This is a genomic window from Streptomyces regalis, from assembly GCF_001509475.1.
Taxonomy (GTDB): domain Bacteria; phylum Actinomycetota; class Actinomycetes; order Streptomycetales; family Streptomycetaceae; genus Streptomyces; species Streptomyces regalis.
The window spans coordinates 18,552-35,497 of record NZ_LLZG01000358.1; the positions used below are offsets into that span (position 1 = coordinate 18,552).

The window sequence follows — 16,946 nt, forward strand, 5'->3', positions numbered from 1 at the left end:
GGAGAAGCTGGGGATCACTGGGGACAACCGTCCTCAGCCTGTGGGTTGCCGGTGGACAACTTCATGCACAGCTTGTGGATCACCGCGCTGTCCACAGTCTGTGGAGATCCTTCGTCCACCAATCCACAAGCAGCTGACCTGGCTTGATCGTCTCTCAACAGAGGAGGCTGTGGACACGATCTGGACAACTTCCCGGTCCCCAGGATGTGGACGGGAAAAAGTCACCGGATCTGTGGAGAGAGGCCGTAACGCGGCACGTAATCGAACAGCGGGTGGCCACGGGACGAAGAAGGGCGCCCCCGGGAACTCGTCCCGGGGGCGCCCTCGGCGTCGTGGCTCTGTCTCTGTCAGCCGTTCTTGATGCGGTTGGTCAGCTCGGTGACCTGGTTGTAGATGGAGCGTCGCTCGGCCATGAGATTGCGGATCTTGCGGTCGGCGTGCATGACCGTGGTGTGGTCGCGGCCGCCGAACAGTGCGCCGATCTTCGGCAGGGACAGGTCCGTCAGCTCGCGGCACAGGTACATGGCGATCTGGCGGGCCGTGACGAGCGCGCGGCCGCGCGAGGTGCCGCACAGGTCCTCGACCGTGAGGCCGAAGTAGTCGGCGGTCGCGCCCATGATGGCCGTCGAGGTGATCTCCGGCGCGGAGTCCTCGCCCCCGGGGATCAGGTCCTTCAGGACGATCTCCGTCAGGCCCAGGTCCACCGGCTGCCGGTTGAGCGACGCGAACGCCGTCACCCGGATCAGCGCCCCCTCCAGCTCGCGGATGTTGCGCGAGATGCGGGAGGCGATGAACTCCAGTACCTCCGGCGGGGCGTTGAGCTGCTCCTGCACCGCCTTCTTGCGGAGGATCGCGATACGCGTCTCCAGCTCCGGCGGCTGGACGTCGGTGATCAGACCCCACTCGAAACGGTTCCGCAGCCGGTCCTCCAGCGTGACCAGCTGCTTCGGCGGCCGGTCGCTGGACAGAACGATCTGCTTGTTCGCGTTGTGGAGCGTGTTGAAGGTGTGGAAGAACTCCTCCTGCGTCGACTCCTTGTCCGCGAGGAACTGGATGTCGTCGACGAGCAGGATGTCCATCTCCCGGTACCGCTTGCGGAAGCTGTCGCCCTTGCCGTCGCGGATGGAGTTGATGAACTCGTTGGTGAACTCCTCCGAGCTCACGTACCGCACGCGCGTGCCCGGGTACAGGCTGCGCGCGTAGTGCCCGATCGCGTGCAGCAGGTGGGTCTTGCCGAGGCCCGACTCCCCGTAGATGAAGAGGGGGTTGTAGGCCTTCGCGGGCGCCTCGGCGACGGCCACCGCGGCCGCGTGCGCAAAGCGGTTGGAGGCGCCGATGACGAACGTGTCGAAGAGGTACTTCGGGTTCAGGCGTGCGGTCGGTTCGCCGGGCCCGGGCGCCGGCGCGGGCTGTGCGGCCAGCGGGCCGGGGGCGCCGGTGGTGGGCAGGTTCGTGCCGACGGGGCCGCCGCGGTGCACATGGCCGGAGCCGGGGGGCGGCTCGGGCATGTCGCGGCGGGTGTCGCGGTCGTAGTCGCCGCGTGGCTGCTCGTAGTCGTTGCGCGGTTGGTCGTACTCGGGCCGCTGCTGCTCGTAGTCGGAGCGGCGTCCGTCGTACGACGGACGGTCCATCGGCTGCGGGCGGTAGTCCTGGGAGGGCGGGCCGTAGGAGTCCTGTGCGTAGGAGCCCTGCGACGGCGATGCGTACGGGTCGCGCTCCGGGAAGCCGAGCCGTTGCTGCTGCCAGCCGTAGTCGTCCTGCGTCGGGCGCGGCCAGCCGCCGGGGCTGGGCTCGGGGCGCTGGTACTCGTTCGGGTAGGCCGGACGGGCGGTGGGCAGCGGGTCGTTGGAGGCGCCGGGCAGGTGGTCGTCGGCGCGGTGGCGGCCGTAGCCCTCGTACGAGGGGATCTCTGGTTCCTCGTAGCGCGGCTGGGGCGGGGCAGGGGGCGCCGGTGGGGCCAGGGGTTCGCCGGCGGAGTCGTCGACGGTGATCGCGATGCGGATGGGGCGGCCGCACTCGCGGCTCAGGGTCTCGCTGACGATCGGGGCCAGTCGGCCCTCCAGTACGCCCTTCGCGAACTCGTTCGGTACGGCCAGCAGGGCGGTGTCGGCGACCAACGCGAGCGGCTGGCAGCGCCGGATCCAGTGCTCGTCCTTCGACTCGACACCCTGTCCGCGGCCCTCACCGAGGAGCTGCTCCAGTACTCGTGGCCACACTGCGGCAAGATCGGCAGGTACGTCAGCCACAGGGCACGCTCTCTCACGGGTCCCACGAACGTGTGATGGTGGGACGGGTCGGGTTTCAAATCGGGTGGAGCCAGAGTCAAGGGGACAAGGAGTTCAGCCACGGTAGTCAGGGCGGCGGGTGCGGTTCAAGTTGTTGTCCCCAGGCTGTGGATAGTGTCTCCCTGCGACCGCCGGTTTGACCGGATGGCGCAGCCGCGCGTACCGTAACCAGGTCGAGTTGTCGATGGCTGCTGCCGCCTGCCTCCGATGGGCACAGATCGCGTAAAGGTGATCGGTAAGCGGTGCACTCGGGCGTTAACGCGAGCTACTCGTGGGCGCACGGTGACAGCCAGGACGGCACCCGCAACCACCGATTTATTTCTGGAGCCCCCGAGTGAGCAAGCGCACCTTCCAGCCGAACAACCGTCGTCGCGCGAAGACCCACGGCTTCCGGCTGCGTATGCGCACCCGTGCCGGCCGCGCGATTCTCGCGTCCCGCCGTAGCAAGGGTCGCGCCCGTCTGTCCGCCTGATCCCGGTCAGGTCATGACGTCGTGCTGCCCACCGAGAACCGGCTGAGGCGGCGCGAGGACTTCGCGACCGCGGTACGACGAGGACGCAGGGCAGGACGCCAGCACCTCGTCGTCCATCTTCGTAGCGGTGCCACGGACCCGCACGCGCCTGGGGAGAGCGCTCCCCCGACGCGTGCGGGTTTCGTCGTGAGCAAGGCAGTGGGCGGCGCGGTCGTGCGGAACAAGGTGAAGCGCAGGCTTCGTCATCTGATGCGCGACCGAGTCGACCAGCTGCCCCCCGGTAGCCTGGTAGTCGTACGAGCGCTGCCCGGTGCGGGCGACGCCGACCATGCACAGCTGGCCCAAGACCTGGATGCCGCTCTGCAGCGGCTGCTGGGAGGGGGCGCGCGATGAAGTACCCACTGCTGGCTCTGATCAAGCTGTACCAGTGGACGATCAGTCCGCTGCTCGGGCCGGTGTGCAAGTACTACCCGTCGTGCTCCCACTACGGCTATACCGCCATCGACCGGCACGGTGCGATCAAGGGCACGGCACTCACCGCCTGGCGCATCCTGCGGTGCAATCCGTGGTCGCTGGGCGGCGTGGACCATGTCCCGCCGCGCAAGCGTCCGCGGTGGCACGAGATGCTGCGGGGCGCTTGGCGCGCACGCAAGGGCGGGCACTCCGCCGCCGAAACGGCCATCGAAGGGAAAGTTCCTCCGAGCCCGGCCGCAGAGACCCCGTCCCATGTCCAAGGAGCATGATTAGTGGACACGATTGCCAGCCTCTTCAGCTTCATCACGACACCCGTTTCCTGGGTCATCGTCCAGTTCCACACGGTGTACGGCGCCCTCTTCGGCGATGACTCCGGGTGGGCCTGGGGCCTGTCCATCGTGTCCCTGGTGATTCTGATCCGTATCTGCCTGATCCCGCTCTTCGTGAAGCAGATCAAGGCGACCCGGGCCATGCAGACGCTCCAGCCCGAGATGAAGAAGATCCAGGAGCGCTACAAGAACGACAAGCAGCGTCAGTCCGAAGAGATGATGAAGCTGTACAAGGAGACGGGCACCAACCCGCTCTCCTCGTGCCTGCCCATCCTGGCGCAGTCGCCGTTCTTCTTCGCGCTGTACCACGTGCTCAACAGCATCGCGAACAACGACACCGTCGGTGTCATCAACGACAGCCTGCTGAAGAGCGCGCAGAAGGCGCACATCTTCGGGGCCCCGCTGGCCGCGAAGTTCACCGACAGCTCCGCGGACGTCGCGGAACTCGACGCTTCGTTGACCACGGTCCGCATCGTCACCGCGGTGATGATCGTCCTGATGTCGGCGTCGCAGTTCTACACGCAGCGCCAGCTGATGACGAAGAACGTCGACACGACGGTGAAGACGCCGTTCATGCAGCAGCAGAAGATGCTGATGTACGTCTTCCCCATCATGTTCGCCGTCTTCGGCATCAACTTCCCCGTCGGTGTTCTCGTCTACTGGCTGACCACCAACGTCTGGACCATGGGCCAGCAGATGTACGTCATCCGCAACAACCCGACCCCGGGTTCGAAGGCCCAGGCCGCGTACCTGGAGCGCCTGACCAAGCACGTCACGAGCCACGGCAAGACCCGCGGCCGTGGCGAGCGCGCCATCGTCAAGGCCATCGTCGCCAAGGGCCGCGACCGCAACGAGCACGAGCGCAAGTTCATCAACGGCCTGAGCAAGGCCGGTCTCGCGGCGCAGGCCGACGGCACCGTGGTGAAGAGCGAGGGCGCCGTCGTCACCGTGGCCGAGGACGGTACGCCGACCACCGCCGGCGCGGCCCCCAGGCGCCAGCAGCCGAAGCGGCAGAGCAAGGCCCAGCGTCAGTCCGGTGCGAAGCAGGCCGGTGAGCCGACGTCGTTGGAGAAGTCCGACGAGCCCGAGGACGCCAAGCCTGGCGCCGCAAAGAAGGCTGAGCCCAAGCCCGGCAGCGGCGCCCGCAGCAAGGCCCAGTCAGGGCAGCGCAAGGGCGGTCCGCAGCGCCCCAAGTCCCCGTCCAAGAAGTAAGAAGGAGCCCATCCCGTGACGGAAGGCACCACCTCCGCTGCTGCCGAGGGTGCAGACACCCTGACCCGCCTGGAGCAGGAGGGTGAGATCGCGGCGGACTACCTCGAGGGTCTGCTCGACATCGCCGATCTCGACGGCGACATCGACATGGACGTCGAGGCCGATCGCGCCGCTGTCTCGATCATCAGCGACGCGGGCGGCCGAGACCTGCAGAAGCTGGTCGGGCGTGACGGCGAGGTGCTGGAGGCGCTGCAGGAGCTCACGCGCCTGGCCGTGCACCGGGAGACCGGGGACCGCAGCCGGCTCATGCTGGACATCGCGGGCTACCGCGCCAAGAAGCGTGCCGAGCTCTCCGAGCTGGGCGCCAAGGCCGCCGCCGAGGTCAAGAGCTCCGGTGAGCCCGTGAAGCTGAAGCCGATGACGCCGTTCGAGCGCAAGGTTGTGCACGACGCGGTCAAGGCCGCTGGTCTGCGCAGCGAGTCCGAGGGCGAGGAACCGCAGCGGTTCGTCGTCGTGCTTCCCGCCTGATCGGCCCGTACGTTCCCCCGGCCCCGTCTGCCCACAGGCGGGGCCGAACTTTGTCAGCCTGATAGTTCTGGTGGTTCTGATGTCGGCGCCACGTCGGCACGGTACGGAAGGACGGTCCCCCGTGACGGAGGCAGCGGAGCTCCCCCCTGCGCCTGAGCAGGCACGTGAGGTGTTCGGCGATCGCTTCGCTGATGCGGTCCGCTACGCCGAACTGCTCGCCGAGGCGGGTGTGCAGCGCGGCCTGATCGGCCCGCGAGAGGTGCCCCGCCTGTGGGAGCGGCATCTGCTGAACTGCGCGGTGCTCTCCGAGGTCGTCCCCGAGGGCGTGACGGTGTGCGATGTCGGCTCAGGCGCCGGACTGCCCGGCATTCCCCTGGCGCTTGTCCGGGAGGACCTGAAGATCACGCTGCTGGAGCCCCTGCTGCGGCGTACGAACTTCCTGACGGAGGTTGTGGAGCTGCTGGGGCTGGACCATGTGACGGTCGTCCGTGGTCGTGCCGAAGAGGTCATGGGGAAGCTGACGCCGGTGCATGTCGTGACCGCGCGCGCGGTGGCACCGCTGGACCGGCTGGCCACCTGGGGCATCCCGCTGCTGCGCCCCTACGGCGAGATGCTCGCCCTCAAGGGCGATACGGCGGAAGAGGAGCTGAAGAGCGCGGCGACGGCCCTCAGCAAGCTGGGCGCGGTTCAGACGTCGATCCTCCATGTCGGGGAGGGTGTGGTGGACCCGACATCCACGGTCGTGCGTGTCGAGGTCGGGGAGAGCCCGGGTGGTGTGCGCTTCGCTGCGAAGAGGGCGAAGGCGGCCAGGACGGGTCGCACTCGTCGCCGTCGCTGATCCGTCCTGACGACGAGACGTACTCCACACAAGCTGGCAAACCGACGCACGCCGGAGTGTCGCGACAGTTCGGCCAGGGCTGCTGTGCATCGTGTTTCACGTGAAACGTCGCTCACTGCTGCACGGCATCATCAGTCGCGGCCGCGCTGCGGCCGAACCCCGCGACCGAAAGCCTCTCGGATCCCTCGGAGAAGGTGCCTCTGATGACGCTCCGTCCCCCTTGGGGGGCACGGAGTTGTCCACAGAGGTGGATTTCTCCACAGAACACCAGGCCTCACTGGTTCACGACCCCGAAGACATGGGAGGCTCTGTTCATTGCGAGCCTGAAGTCGAGGAGAGTGAATCCTTGCGGTCCGACGCCAACATCGCGGGACCGATGACCGATCCGGTCCCCGGTCCCCGTACCGAGTCGATGGGGGAGGATGTTTCACGTGAAACACCGCCCCCGATGGACGACACTCCCATCGGTCGTGCTGCCCAACTGGCGGTGGAGGCTCTAGGCCGCGCCGGCGAGGGCCTGCCACGGCCCGAGCAGACCCGCGTCATGGTGGTCGCCAACCAGAAGGGGGGCGTGGGCAAGACGACGACGACCGTCAATCTTGCCGCGTCGCTGGCTCTGCATGGCAGCCGTGTGCTGGTCATCGACCTCGACCCGCAGGGCAACGCGTCCACGGCCCTGGGAATTGACCATCACGCCGAGGTGCCTTCCATCTACGACGTGTTGGTCGAGAGCAGGCCGCTCTCGGAAGTCGTCCAGCCGGTCCCCGATGTCGAGGGACTCTTCTGTGCCCCTGCCACGATCGATCTCGCCGGTGCGGAGATCGAGCTGGTGTCCCTGGTGGCACGTGAGAGCCGACTGCAGCGGGCGATTCAGGCCTACGAGCAGCCGCTGGACTACATCCTCATCGACTGCCCGCCCTCGCTCGGCCTGTTGACGGTCAATGCGCTGGTGGCCGGTCAGGAGGTCCTGATCCCGATCCAGTGCGAGTACTACGCGCTGGAGGGCCTCGGCCAGCTGCTGCGCAACGTCGACCTGGTGCGGGGGCACCTCAACCCCGCCCTGCATGTCTCGACGATCCTGCTGACCATGTACGACGGCCGGACGCGGCTCGCGTCCCAGGTCGCGGACGAGGTGCGCAATCACTTCGGCGACGAGGTGCTGCGGACGAGCATTCCCCGCTCGGTTCGTATCTCCGAGGCGCCGAGCTATGGACAGACGGTGCTGACCTACGATCCAGGATCGAGTGGTGCCCTGTCCTATCTTGAGGCGGCACGAGAAATCGCGCTGAGGGGTGTCGGGGTCAGTTACGACCCGACGCACGCCCACATCGGCGCCCAGAGCAATCCGAGCATGGTGGAGGGGATCCAGTGAGCGAGCGACGAAGGGGTTTGGGTCGTGGTCTCGGCGCACTGATCCCTGCAGCACCGACGGAGAAGACGGTGGCCCAGGCCGCGATGGGGAGCGCTGCTTCCACATCCCCGGCCGCTGTCCCGGTACTGACCGAACGCGGGGTGGCCGCGGCGAAGGTGGCCACGCTGCCGCCTGTTTCACATGAAACCGAGGAGCCGTCGCCGAACGGCGCCCTTGAGACGCCCGCGTCTCCCATGGGCGCCCACTTCGCGGAGATCCCCCTCGATGCGATCACGCCGAACCCGCGGCAGCCGCGTGAGGTCTTCGACGAGGACGCCCTGCAGGAACTCGTCACCTCCATCCAGGAAGTCGGTCTTCTCCAGCCGATCGTCGTGCGGCAGATCGGCCCCGCACGGTACGAGCTCATCATGGGCGAGCGTCGCTGGCGGGCCTGTCGTGAGGCCGGCCTGGACGCGATCCCGGCGATTGTGCGGGCCACGGACGACGAGAAGCTCCTGCTGGATGCGCTCCTGGAGAACCTGCACCGCGCTCAGCTGAACCCGATCGAGGAGGCGGCTGCCTACGATCAGCTGCTGAAGGACTTCAACTGCACGCACGACCAGCTGGCGGACCGCATCGGCCGTTCCCGCCCGCAGGTCTCCAACACCCTGCGCCTGCTGAAGCTCTCGCCCAAGGTGCAGAACCGGGTCGCCGCCGGGGTGCTCTCCGCCGGGCATGCGAGGGCGCTCCTCTCCGTCGAGGACCCGGAGGAGCAAGAGCGGCTCGCGTACCGGGTGGTGGCCGAAGGGCTGTCGGTCCGGTCCGTCGAGGAGATCGTGACCCTGATGGGCTCCCGCCCGCAGAAGGCCCAGCGCTCCAGGGGGCCGCGAGCCGGCTCTGTTCCGTCCCCTGCTCTGTCCGATCTCGCGACCCGGCTCTCGGATCGCTTCGAGACTCGGGTGAAGGTCGAACTGGGCCAGAAGAAGGGCAAGATCACTGTCGAGTTCGCCTCTCCGGAGGACCTCGAGAGGATCCTCAGCACGTTCGCTCCGGGCGAGAAGCTGGCTCTGCAGAAGAGCCTCCTGGACGATGACGCGGAGGAGACCGAGGCCTGAGGCCGAGAGGCCAGGTTCGCTTCCCGGCCCACCCAGACGGGCCGTGTCCGGTGTGTACCGGAACACGGCCCGCTCTTTGCTTTCTGGCGGTATCGATGGAATCACATCGTGGATACGATGCGTTCGGGTATGGCGCATCCACCTGGCAGACCTCTTAGGGGAGGCGGGGTCCATGCGAATGGTGAGCCGCACCGGACTGGTGAGCGCGGGCCTTGGGCTGGGCGCGGTCGGCGGGTTCGTCGGCAGCCTGCTCAGGGAACGGAGCGCCCTGACAGCCGCTCGCGACGCCGCGGGCGAAGGAAGCGAGGAACAGCCTTCATGGGGCGTCGGCTCGTACCGCTCACGCTGGACAACCTCCAGGACCTTCCCAAGCGCTGCCGCGCGTGTGTCTTCTGGGAGTTGGACCCGGTCAGCGGTGAAGCCGCGGTAAAAGCCGGAACCCCCGCCCTGGAGAAGGAAGCCTGGATCTCCGCCGTCCTGCTGGACTGGGGTTCCTGCGGTCGGGTCGTCTACGTCGACGAGGTACCGGTGGGCTTCGTGCTGTACGCGCCTCCGGCTTACGTCCCCCGCTCGACGGCCTTCCCCACGAGCCCCGTCTCACCGGATGCGGTGCAGCTGATGACCGCGTTCATCATGCCGGGCTACCAGGGCCAGGGACTGGGCCGCGTGATGGTCCAGACGGTCGCCAAGGATCTGCTGCGGCGGGGCTTCAAGGCGATCGAGGCCTTCGGAGACGCGCGCTGGAAAGAGCCTGCGTGTGTTCTGCCCGCGGACCATCTCCTGGCCGTGGGCTTCAAGACGGTTCGCCCTCACCCGACCTCTCCGCGCTTGCGGTTGGAGCTGCGGACGACGCTGTCCTGGAAGGAAGACGTGGAGATGGCGATCGACCGGCTTCTGGGAGCAGTACAGAAGGAACCGGCGCTGAGGCCTCTCTAGAAGCAAGCCGCCTCTCTAAAGCGAATGGGCCAACCCTTCCGGGTTGGCCCATTCGTGTTTCACGTGAAACGTCACTCGGCGATGAAGTCCTCGAGGTCGCGGACGATCGCGGCCTTCGGCTTGGCACCGACGATGGTCTTGGCGACCTCGCCGTTGTGGTAGACGTTCAGCGTCGGGATGGACATGACGCCGTACTTGGCGGCCGTACCCGGGTTCTCGTCGATGTTCAGCTTGACGATCTCGATCTTGTCGCCGTACTCGGCGGCGATCGCCTCGAGGGACGGCGCGATCTGGCGGCACGGTCCGCACCAGGCGGCCCAGAAGTCCACCAGGACGGGCTTGTCGCTTTTGAGGACGTCCTGCTCGAAGGAGTCGTCGGTCACGTTCTTCAGGGTGCCGGCCACGGCGGGCTCCTTAACTTGGTGCGTGGTGGGGTGGGTGGGGGTCAGACAGAGGTCTTTTCGGGCTCGGCCTTCTCCTCGTCCGCGAGGGCGGCGAGGAAGCGCTCGGCGTCGAGGGCGGCGGAGCAGCCGGTGCCGGCCGCGGTGATCGCCTGGCGGTAGGTGTGGTCCACCACGTCGCCTGCGCCGAAGACACCGGTCAGGTTGGTGCGCGTGGAGGGGGCGTCGACCTTGAGGTAGCCCTCCTCGTCCAGCTCCAGCTGGCCCTTGAACAGCTCGGTCCGCGGGTCGTGGCCGATCGCGATGAACAGGCCGGTGACCGCCAGGTCCGAGAGCTCGCCGGTCTTGACGTTGCGCAGCTTCAGGCCGGAGAGCTTCTGGTCGCCCTGGACTTCGGCCACCTCGCTGTCCCAGACGAACTTGATCTTCGGGTCGGCGAACGCGCGGTCCTGCATCGCCTTGGAGGCGCGCAGGGTGTCACGGCGGTGGACGATGGTCACGGACTTGGCGAAGCGGGAGAGGAAGGTGGCCTCCTCCATCGCGGTGTCGCCGCCGCCGATCACGGCGATGTCCTGGTCCTTGAAGAAGAAGCCGTCGCAGGTGGCGCACCAGGAGACACCGCGGCCGGAGAGGGCGTCCTCGTTCGGCAGGCCGAGCTTGCGGTGCTGCGAGCCGGTGGCGACGATGACGGCCTTCGCCCGGTGAACCGTGCCCGCGGTGTCGGTGACGGTCTTGATCTCACCGCTCAGGTCGACGTTGACGATGTCGTCCGGGATGAGCTCGGCCCCGAAGCGCTCGGCCTGGCCGCGCATGTTGTCCATGAGCTCGGGGCCCATGATGCCGTCCTGGAAGCCGGGGAAGTTCTCCACCTCGGTCGTGTTCATGAGCGCACCGCCGGCGGTGACGGCGCCCTCGAACACAAGCGGCTTCAGCGACGCGCGCGCGGTGTAGAGCGCAGCCGTGTAGCCGGCGGGCCCGGAGCCGATGATGATCACGTTACGGACGTCGCTCACGGCAGGATTCCTCGTCTCTGGACTGCGTCGTCGGACCGGGGGGAGCCCCTTTCAGAACTCTCACCCCACCCAACGGATCCTAAGGGGCGCGCATTCCCACTGTGTCCGGGCACACGGTGACGCCACACCGGAGGGATTGTCCCGCCTGAGGGAGACGAAGCGTCAGGCTCTCAGGAGCGCGCGTAGGAGTCCTTGAGGAGAACCTTGGCCGTGGTCAACGACTGCTGCTTCACACACGTCGCGTCCATGACGTAGGCGGTGACCCGGGTGATGTCAGAGGCATCGCGCAGCACGACGAGCAGAGCATCCTTCCCCTCGTAGACGCCTTCCTTAGCGGCGAGTGCCGCGTCATCGCGGCCGATGCCCTTCCTGACGCACTCGGGCACCGTGATCTCGCGCAGGATCTGAGGGCTCTTGGTATCGGGCCCGCCTTCCATGCCCAGGCTGCGTTCCGGCTTGTGTGTGCTGCCTTTGGAGCTCTGGTTCTTGGCGAGGAGATCGGCGACCTGCTTCTCGAGCTTGGCTGCGGAGAAGGTGTCGGCGCCGGTCTGGCCCCCGTCAGCCGACGGTCCCGAACCTGCGCCACCCATGAGTGAGGTCAGCAGTACGGAGCCCAGCCCCAGGGCGGCGGCCGTGAAGGCGGCGCTGAGGACGGCGACCTTGCGTCGCCCCGCCTTCTTGCGGTCCTTGCGGCCGGGGCCGGTCGTCGAGGAGCGGGGGCGGCCTGCCGGACGGTCTGGCGTTGCCGATGTTTCACGTGAAACATGCGCGCCGTCGTCCGCATCGGATACCGAGCTGGCCGCGCTGGCGGATGTGGGCGGCACAGCGTCTTCGGACGCCGTGGCGTTGAGCAGAGCCTCTGCGGCGAGGGCGGCGTCGATGCGTTCCGCGACGTCGGTGGGCATACGCGACGGCCCCGGTAGCGTGCCGAGCAGCCCCCGGATCTCCTCCAGCGAGGCGTGGACGTCCGCGCACAGCTCGCACTGTTCCAGATGCCGCCTTATGTCGGCGCTCCTGGACGGGGGGAGAAGGCCCTCGGTGAGGTCGGAGATCTCGGCGACGTCCGGGTGCCCGGTCGTGTCTGTCGTGGATGTCACGCTCGCCCACCTCCGCCCTTCACTGCAGCTGAATCACTAGGCCCGGGATCGCGCGGATCCTTGTTGTGCCCCGTGGCAGGTGGACCCGCTGCCGGTGGGACGGATGTCCTGTGCGTCCGGTTCCGCCTCTGGTCGGCCTCCTTGCCTTCTCCGGCGCTTTCCGGCCGTAGATGCGTGAGCAGAGGCTGAAGTCTGGCTCTGCCGCGTGCACATCGGCTCTTCACCGTGCCGGTCGGTACATCGAGGACCCGGGCGGCCTCCGCGACCGGGTATCCCTGCATGTCCACCAGGACGAGCGCCGCTCGTTGGTCGGCAGGAAGGGTGCCGAGAGCTTCCAGCAGCTCGCGGTGCAGGTCGTTGCGCTCCGCGGGCGCCGAGGCGGACTCGTGCGGCTCCAGCAACTGCTCAAGGCGTTCGGTGTCGTCGACCGGGGAGGTCTTCCGGGAAGCAGCCTTGCGGGCGCGGTCCAGACAGGCGTTCACCGTGATGCGGTGCAGCCACGTCGTGACGGCCGACTGGCCCCGGAAGGTGTGGGCAGCCCGGTAGGCGGAGACCAGGGCGTCCTGGACAGCGTCAGCGGCCTCCTCGCGGTCCCCCAGCGTCCGCAGAGCCACCGCCCACAGCCGGTCCCGGTGCCGCCGCACGAGCTCACCGAAGGCGTCGGTGTCGCCTTCTACGTGGCGGGCGAGGAGGTCCTGATCGCTCGCGTCGCTGTGTGCGGTGCCATCTGCCATCGGACCCCCTCCCCTCGTCAGCGGTGAGTTGTCAGCCGGTGAACTTCACGTCGGTGATGGCCTGCTTGTAGCCGGTGCCGCTGTAGTTGGCGGAATCCTCTCCGGAATACGGCATCGCGGTCAGCCAGACCAGTACGTAGCGGCTCTTCACCGGCTTGTCGACTGTCACCTTCGCCAAGGTGCCGCTTGTCGTCACCTTGCCCAGCTCTGTCATCGAGCTCAGCGGCGTGGACGAATCCGGTGTGTCGGTCGCGTACAGCTTGACGGTGGTGTGAGGGCCGCCGTACCGCAGTGCGATCGTCGCGGTCGACACCTTCTGGGTGGATCCGAGGTCGTAGACGATGCCGACGCCGGGCTTGATCACTATCTCCGGACCGTCCTTGTAGCTGTTGGTCCGCCATCCCGTCGAGGTGCTGCCGTCGTACGTCAGGTCCACGTCGCCGGGGTGCTGGGCGTCGCCCTCGGCGACATACTCCTGGGCGCCCTGGATTTTGATCGGCTTGACCGGCTTGGTCTTGTCGCCGTTCTTGTCGTTGTCGTCCGTCGTCTGCGTCTGGTTGGTGTCGTCGGACTGCTTGCCCTGGTCCATGAGCGCGTCCGCCAGCTGCCAGCTGCCGAGGCCCAGGGCGGCGATGAGGAGGGCCGAGACCGCCCACTTGAGCGCCCTGCCGGTACGGCTCTGCAGTGGGGACGGCGGGGTCGGCACCGGCTGGGTGGCTCCCGGATGCGGCGCCTGGCGGCCGTAGGTGCCCTGCTGGTACGTAGTGCGCTGGTACTCCGGCGGCGCCGTGAACGCGGGCTCCGGCGGGCGGATGCGGGGCATCTCGCCGATCGCCTTCACCAGCTCCTCCGGCGTCGTGCACGCGGACTCGTGGCGGGAGGCGGTCGCGCCGTCGTTGACCAGTGCGCGCATGGTGAGCTCGGACAGTCCGCGGTGGACGCCGGCACGCACCTGGTCGGGGGCGATCAGGCCGACGTCCTTGGGCAGCCCGGACAGGCCGTAGGCGTCGCTCTCGTACGGCCAGCGCTGGGTGAGCGCGGCGTACAGCAGCGCGCCGATGGCCTCCGTATCCGTGCGCTGCGGCGTGTCGGAGCTGATGCCGCGCAGCGCGGCGTTCACCGCGAGGCCGCGGATGCGCCACTGGCCGGTCGACGAGCGCAGCACGGCGTTCGGGTTGAGGCGGAGGTGGGCCAGGCCCTCGCGATGGGCAGCGGCCATGGCGGCGGACACCTGGGTGACCATCTGGTAGGCGTCGTACACCTCCAGCGGGCCGGAAGCGAGCAGCGTGGTCAGCTCGGTCGCGTCAGGGAGCCACTCGTGGACGACGTAGACGAGGTCATTTTCCTCGACGGCGTCGAGGACCTGGACGAAACGGGGGTCCCCGAGCAGCGCGGAGGAGCGGGCCGCGGCCAGCACGGAACGGGCTCGCGCATGGTCCGCGGGCAGGATGTGGACGCCGACGGCGCGACGAAGTTTCTCGTCGACCGCACGCCAACTGCTGAAACCGTCCAGACGGGTGACGCACTCCTCGAGGCGATAGCGTCTGGCAAGCTTGTGGCCGCTGTGCAGCTCGGGTGGTGAGGCCTTTCCGGGACCCTCGGTCCCGCCACTCCCCTGTGCCTCGTCGGTGTCCGTGTCCCGCTCCCGATTCTTGGCCACCCCGTCGGCCGTGGACTGGTCCGCCTGTGCGGTCAGCGGCTCGTCGCCGCTGTTGTCTGCCACGTCGACGGCAGCCGTGCTCCGTTCCGCCACCGTCGTTCCTGCCTCCCCATCCATTGCGCGCCGTACGACTCCGTGCGCGCCGTCCGACGCCGAACCAATTGTGCCCACAGTCCGCCGCTATGCACGACACACGGTGGCGGACGATGGTTGTGCGCGTACCCCAGGTTCAGCGACCCAGGCGCCCGCGGACCATGCCGACCAGTGAGTTCAGCTCCTCGATGCGCATCCGGCGGGCCGCGACGAAGAAGACCCCGAGCAGCACGGCTCCACCGGCCAGCAGGGCGGCGAAGGAGCCGAGGACCCCCTGACCGAGGGTCTTGGAGACCCCGTAGCAGGCCCCACCGCTCAGCAGTGCCGCGGGCACCGAGGCGATGCCGAGTCTGGCGTACGTCCGCATCACCCGGGTGCCGTCCAGGTCGCCGCCCAGCTTCTTGCGCAGCCGGTTCCAGGCGACGCCGACGCCGATCGCGTAGGCCAGGCCGTACGAGGCGGCCATGCCGACCACGGCCCAGCGGGGCGGAAGGACGACGTAACAGACGGCAGAAGCGATGGCGTTGCCGGCCGCCACGATGACCGTGTTGTAGAAGGGGGTGCGGGTGTCCTCGTAGGCGTAGAAGGCACGCAGGACGACGTACTGCACGGAGTACGGGATCAGGCCGAGCCCGAAGGCCATCAGCATGAAGCCCATGTTTGTGGCCTCGCTGGTGCCCGAGGAGCCGAACATCAACGTGCACATCGGGACGCCGAGCGCGACGAATCCGAAGGCGAGCGGCACGATCGCGACCGCTGTGGTGCGCAGGCCTTGGGAGATGTCGTCGCGTACCGCGCCGGCGTCGTCCTCGGCGGCCGAGCGGGAGATACGCGGCAGCAGGGCGGCCATCAGAGAGACGGTGATGATGGCCTGTGGCAGGCCCCAGATGAGCTGGGCGTTGGCGTAGGCACTGAAACCGGTGCCGGGGACGCCGGAGTCCGTGATCGCAGCGGTGGCCAGCTGGGTGACGACGAGGGCCCCCGCCTGGTTGGCGAGGACGAAGAGGATCGTCCACTTGGCGAGCATCGCGGCTTTACCGAGGCCGTGGCCCTTCCAGTCGAAGCGCAGCCGCGGCTTGAAACCGGTCTCGCGCAGGTACGGGATCATCGCGAGGGCCTGAACGACGAGGCCGAGGAGGACCCCGACGCCGAGGAGCTGGACGCCCTCCGGCGGGATGTTGGTGACCTTCATGCCGGAGTGCTCGGCGGTGCCGTACACCCACAGGAAGGCGCCCAAGGTCACGATGATGACAATGTTGTTCAGGACCGGCGTCCACATCATCGCGCCGAAGCGGCCGCGGGCGTTGAGGATCTGTCCCATCACCACGTGGATGCCCATGAAGAAGATGGAGGGCAGGAAGTACCGGGTGAAGGTCACGGCCGTTTCATTGGCTGCGGGATTGTTGGCCAGGGGCGTCGACAGTGCCCGGACCAGGAGCGGAGCGGCGAACATGGCGAGCGTGGTGAGGACACCGAGGATCACCATGACGAGGGTCAGCAGCCGGTTGGCGTACGCCTCACCGCCGTCTTCGTCTTCCTTCATGGAGCGGACGAGCTGAGGCACGAATACGGAGTTGAGTCCGCCGCCGACGGTCAGGATGTAGATCATCGTCGGCAGCTGGTAGGCCACCTGGAAGGATTCGCCGAGCAGCCCGAGGCCCAGCGCCGAGACGATCATCGCGGACCGGACGAACCCGGTGAGGCGGGACACCATCGTGCCTGCCGCCATCACAGCGCTCGACTTCAACAGCCCGCCGGCTCGGCCGCCCTTCTTCGCGGCAGGCGCCGGGGCAGGAGCGGGCGAGGGCGAGGGCGTGGTCGCCTCGGCCGCGGCAGGCGGCGTGGGACCCTCGTACGGACCTGCGGCCGGTGCCGGGGAGGGTCCCGGGACCGTGGGCGGCTGGTACTGGTACTGCGGATGCCCGCCGCCCTGCTGCTGGTCGCGGAAGAGGTGCGCGAAGGCGTCGTGCCCCTGGCGCTCCTCGGTGGAGTGCGTGACGAGGTCGTCGACGCCCACGTACTGGGTCCTGCGGGGATCGTCGCCGTACGGCAGGTACTGGCTCGGGCCCTCCGGCTCGGGCGCCGGGGTCTGGGCCCACACGTGCGGGTCGGGGGCGTACGGCGACTGGGGCGGCTGGCCGTACAGCGGTTGCTGCGGCTGGTACGTGCCCGGCGGGGGCGGCGGGGGGGCGGCGCGGTCGTACAGCGCCTCGGCGACCGGGTCCTGGGCGGTGGGGTCCTGGGTTCGGTAGGGGTCCTGGTCGTAGGCGTCCTGGAGGTACATGTCCGCGGGGTGCTGCGGCGGTACCTGGCCGTGCTCGGGCGGCGGGCCCTCGGGGTGCCCCGAGCTGCCCGCGGCCTGGCCGCGGTCACCGTCGTACGGCGCGTTCATGGTTACCCCACCTCAT

General features: G+C 68.2%; 16 protein-coding genes. 9 read left to right on the forward strand and 7 right to left on the reverse strand.

Translation table 11 applies throughout. From position 1 onward, the window contains the following. Window positions 1–347: 347 nt before the first annotated feature. On the reverse strand, window positions 348–2,246 hold the full coding sequence (gene dnaA, locus ADL12_RS31165) for a chromosomal replication initiator protein DnaA (protein WP_062707844.1): 1,899 nt from the start codon (window positions 2,244–2,246) through the stop codon (window positions 348–350). 373 nt (window positions 2,247–2,619) lie between these two features. Here dnaA and rpmH point away from each other — a divergent pair, with 373 nt between their 5' ends. From rpmH to ADL12_RS31210, 9 genes are all read left to right on the forward strand, one after another. Continuing rightward, window positions 2,620–2,757 carry a 50S ribosomal protein L34 gene (rpmH, locus tag ADL12_RS31170; protein ID WP_003956500.1) on the forward strand — a complete coding sequence of 46 codons (138 nt, stop codon included), beginning with the start codon at window positions 2,620–2,622 and terminating at the stop codon, window positions 2,755–2,757. A 21-nt stretch (window positions 2,758–2,778) separates the two neighbouring features. After that, window positions 2,779–3,150, forward strand: coding sequence for a ribonuclease P protein component (gene rnpA / locus ADL12_RS51230; RefSeq protein WP_079052375.1), 372 nt, complete (start codon window positions 2,779–2,781; stop codon window positions 3,148–3,150). After that, the gene (gene yidD / locus ADL12_RS31180) at window positions 3,147–3,500 is read left to right on the forward strand and encodes a membrane protein insertion efficiency factor YidD (RefSeq protein WP_062707850.1); all 354 of its coding nucleotides are present in this window, start codon (window positions 3,147–3,149) and stop codon (window positions 3,498–3,500) included. The genes rnpA and yidD overlap by 4 nt, the downstream gene beginning before the upstream one ends. A gap of 3 nt (window positions 3,501–3,503) precedes the next feature. Beyond that, on the forward strand, window positions 3,504–4,772 hold the full coding sequence (yidC, locus tag ADL12_RS31185; RefSeq protein ID WP_062707853.1) for a membrane protein insertase YidC: 1,269 nt from the start codon (window positions 3,504–3,506) through the stop codon (window positions 4,770–4,772). Window positions 4,773–4,787: 15 nt separating this feature from the next. Continuing rightward, on the forward strand, window positions 4,788–5,300 hold the full coding sequence (locus tag ADL12_RS31190; protein ID WP_059194365.1) for a Jag family protein: 513 nt from the start codon (window positions 4,788–4,790) through the stop codon (window positions 5,298–5,300). 121 nt (window positions 5,301–5,421) lie between these two features. Further along, window positions 5,422–6,138, forward strand: a complete 717-nt coding sequence (gene rsmG / locus ADL12_RS31195; RefSeq protein ID WP_062707855.1) for a 16S rRNA (guanine(527)-N(7))-methyltransferase RsmG — start codon at window positions 5,422–5,424, stop codon at window positions 6,136–6,138. Between the two features lie 298 nt (window positions 6,139–6,436). Beyond that, entirely contained in the window at window positions 6,437–7,510 is a 1,074-nt protein-coding gene (locus tag ADL12_RS31200) for a ParA family protein (protein ID WP_079052376.1), read from the forward strand. Next, window positions 7,507–8,604: a ParB/RepB/Spo0J family partition protein gene (locus ADL12_RS31205; RefSeq protein WP_062707859.1), complete on the forward strand. Its 1,098-nt coding sequence runs from the start codon at window positions 7,507–7,509 to the stop codon at window positions 8,602–8,604. Before ADL12_RS31200 ends, ADL12_RS31205 begins: the two co-directional genes overlap by 4 nt. Before the next feature lie 318 nt (window positions 8,605–8,922). After that, entirely contained in the window at window positions 8,923–9,540 is a 618-nt protein-coding gene (locus ADL12_RS31210) for a GNAT family N-acetyltransferase (RefSeq protein WP_062707862.1), read from the forward strand. Window positions 9,541–9,611: 71 nt separating this feature from the next. Here ADL12_RS31210 and trxA read toward each other — a convergent pair whose 3' ends face one another. The 6 genes from trxA to murJ form a co-directional block, all read right to left on the reverse strand. Next, on the reverse strand, window positions 9,612–9,944 hold the full coding sequence (gene trxA, locus ADL12_RS31215; protein ID WP_062707865.1) for a thioredoxin: 333 nt from the start codon (window positions 9,942–9,944) through the stop codon (window positions 9,612–9,614). A 41-nt stretch (window positions 9,945–9,985) separates the two neighbouring features. Further along, the gene (trxB, locus tag ADL12_RS31220) at window positions 9,986–10,954 is read right to left on the reverse strand and encodes a thioredoxin-disulfide reductase (RefSeq protein WP_062707868.1); all 969 of its coding nucleotides are present in this window, start codon (window positions 10,952–10,954) and stop codon (window positions 9,986–9,988) included. Between the two features lie 170 nt (window positions 10,955–11,124). Further along, window positions 11,125–12,051 carry an anti-sigma factor family protein gene (locus ADL12_RS31225; protein WP_062707870.1) on the reverse strand — a complete coding sequence of 309 codons (927 nt, stop codon included), beginning with the start codon at window positions 12,049–12,051 and terminating at the stop codon, window positions 11,125–11,127. After that, window positions 12,048–12,785 carry an RNA polymerase sigma factor SigM gene (gene sigM / locus ADL12_RS31230; RefSeq protein ID WP_062707873.1) on the reverse strand — a complete coding sequence of 246 codons (738 nt, stop codon included), beginning with the start codon at window positions 12,783–12,785 and terminating at the stop codon, window positions 12,048–12,050. The genes ADL12_RS31225 and sigM overlap by 4 nt, the downstream gene beginning before the upstream one ends. Window positions 12,786–12,816: 31 nt before the next feature. Continuing rightward, on the reverse strand, window positions 12,817–14,538 hold the full coding sequence (locus tag ADL12_RS31235; protein WP_062707876.1) for a protein kinase family protein: 1,722 nt from the start codon (window positions 14,536–14,538) through the stop codon (window positions 12,817–12,819). A gap of 136 nt (window positions 14,539–14,674) precedes the next feature. After that, window positions 14,675–16,930 carry a murein biosynthesis integral membrane protein MurJ gene (gene murJ, locus ADL12_RS31240; RefSeq protein ID WP_062707877.1) on the reverse strand — a complete coding sequence of 752 codons (2,256 nt, stop codon included), beginning with the start codon at window positions 16,928–16,930 and terminating at the stop codon, window positions 14,675–14,677. Window positions 16,931–16,946: the final 16 nt, after the last annotated feature.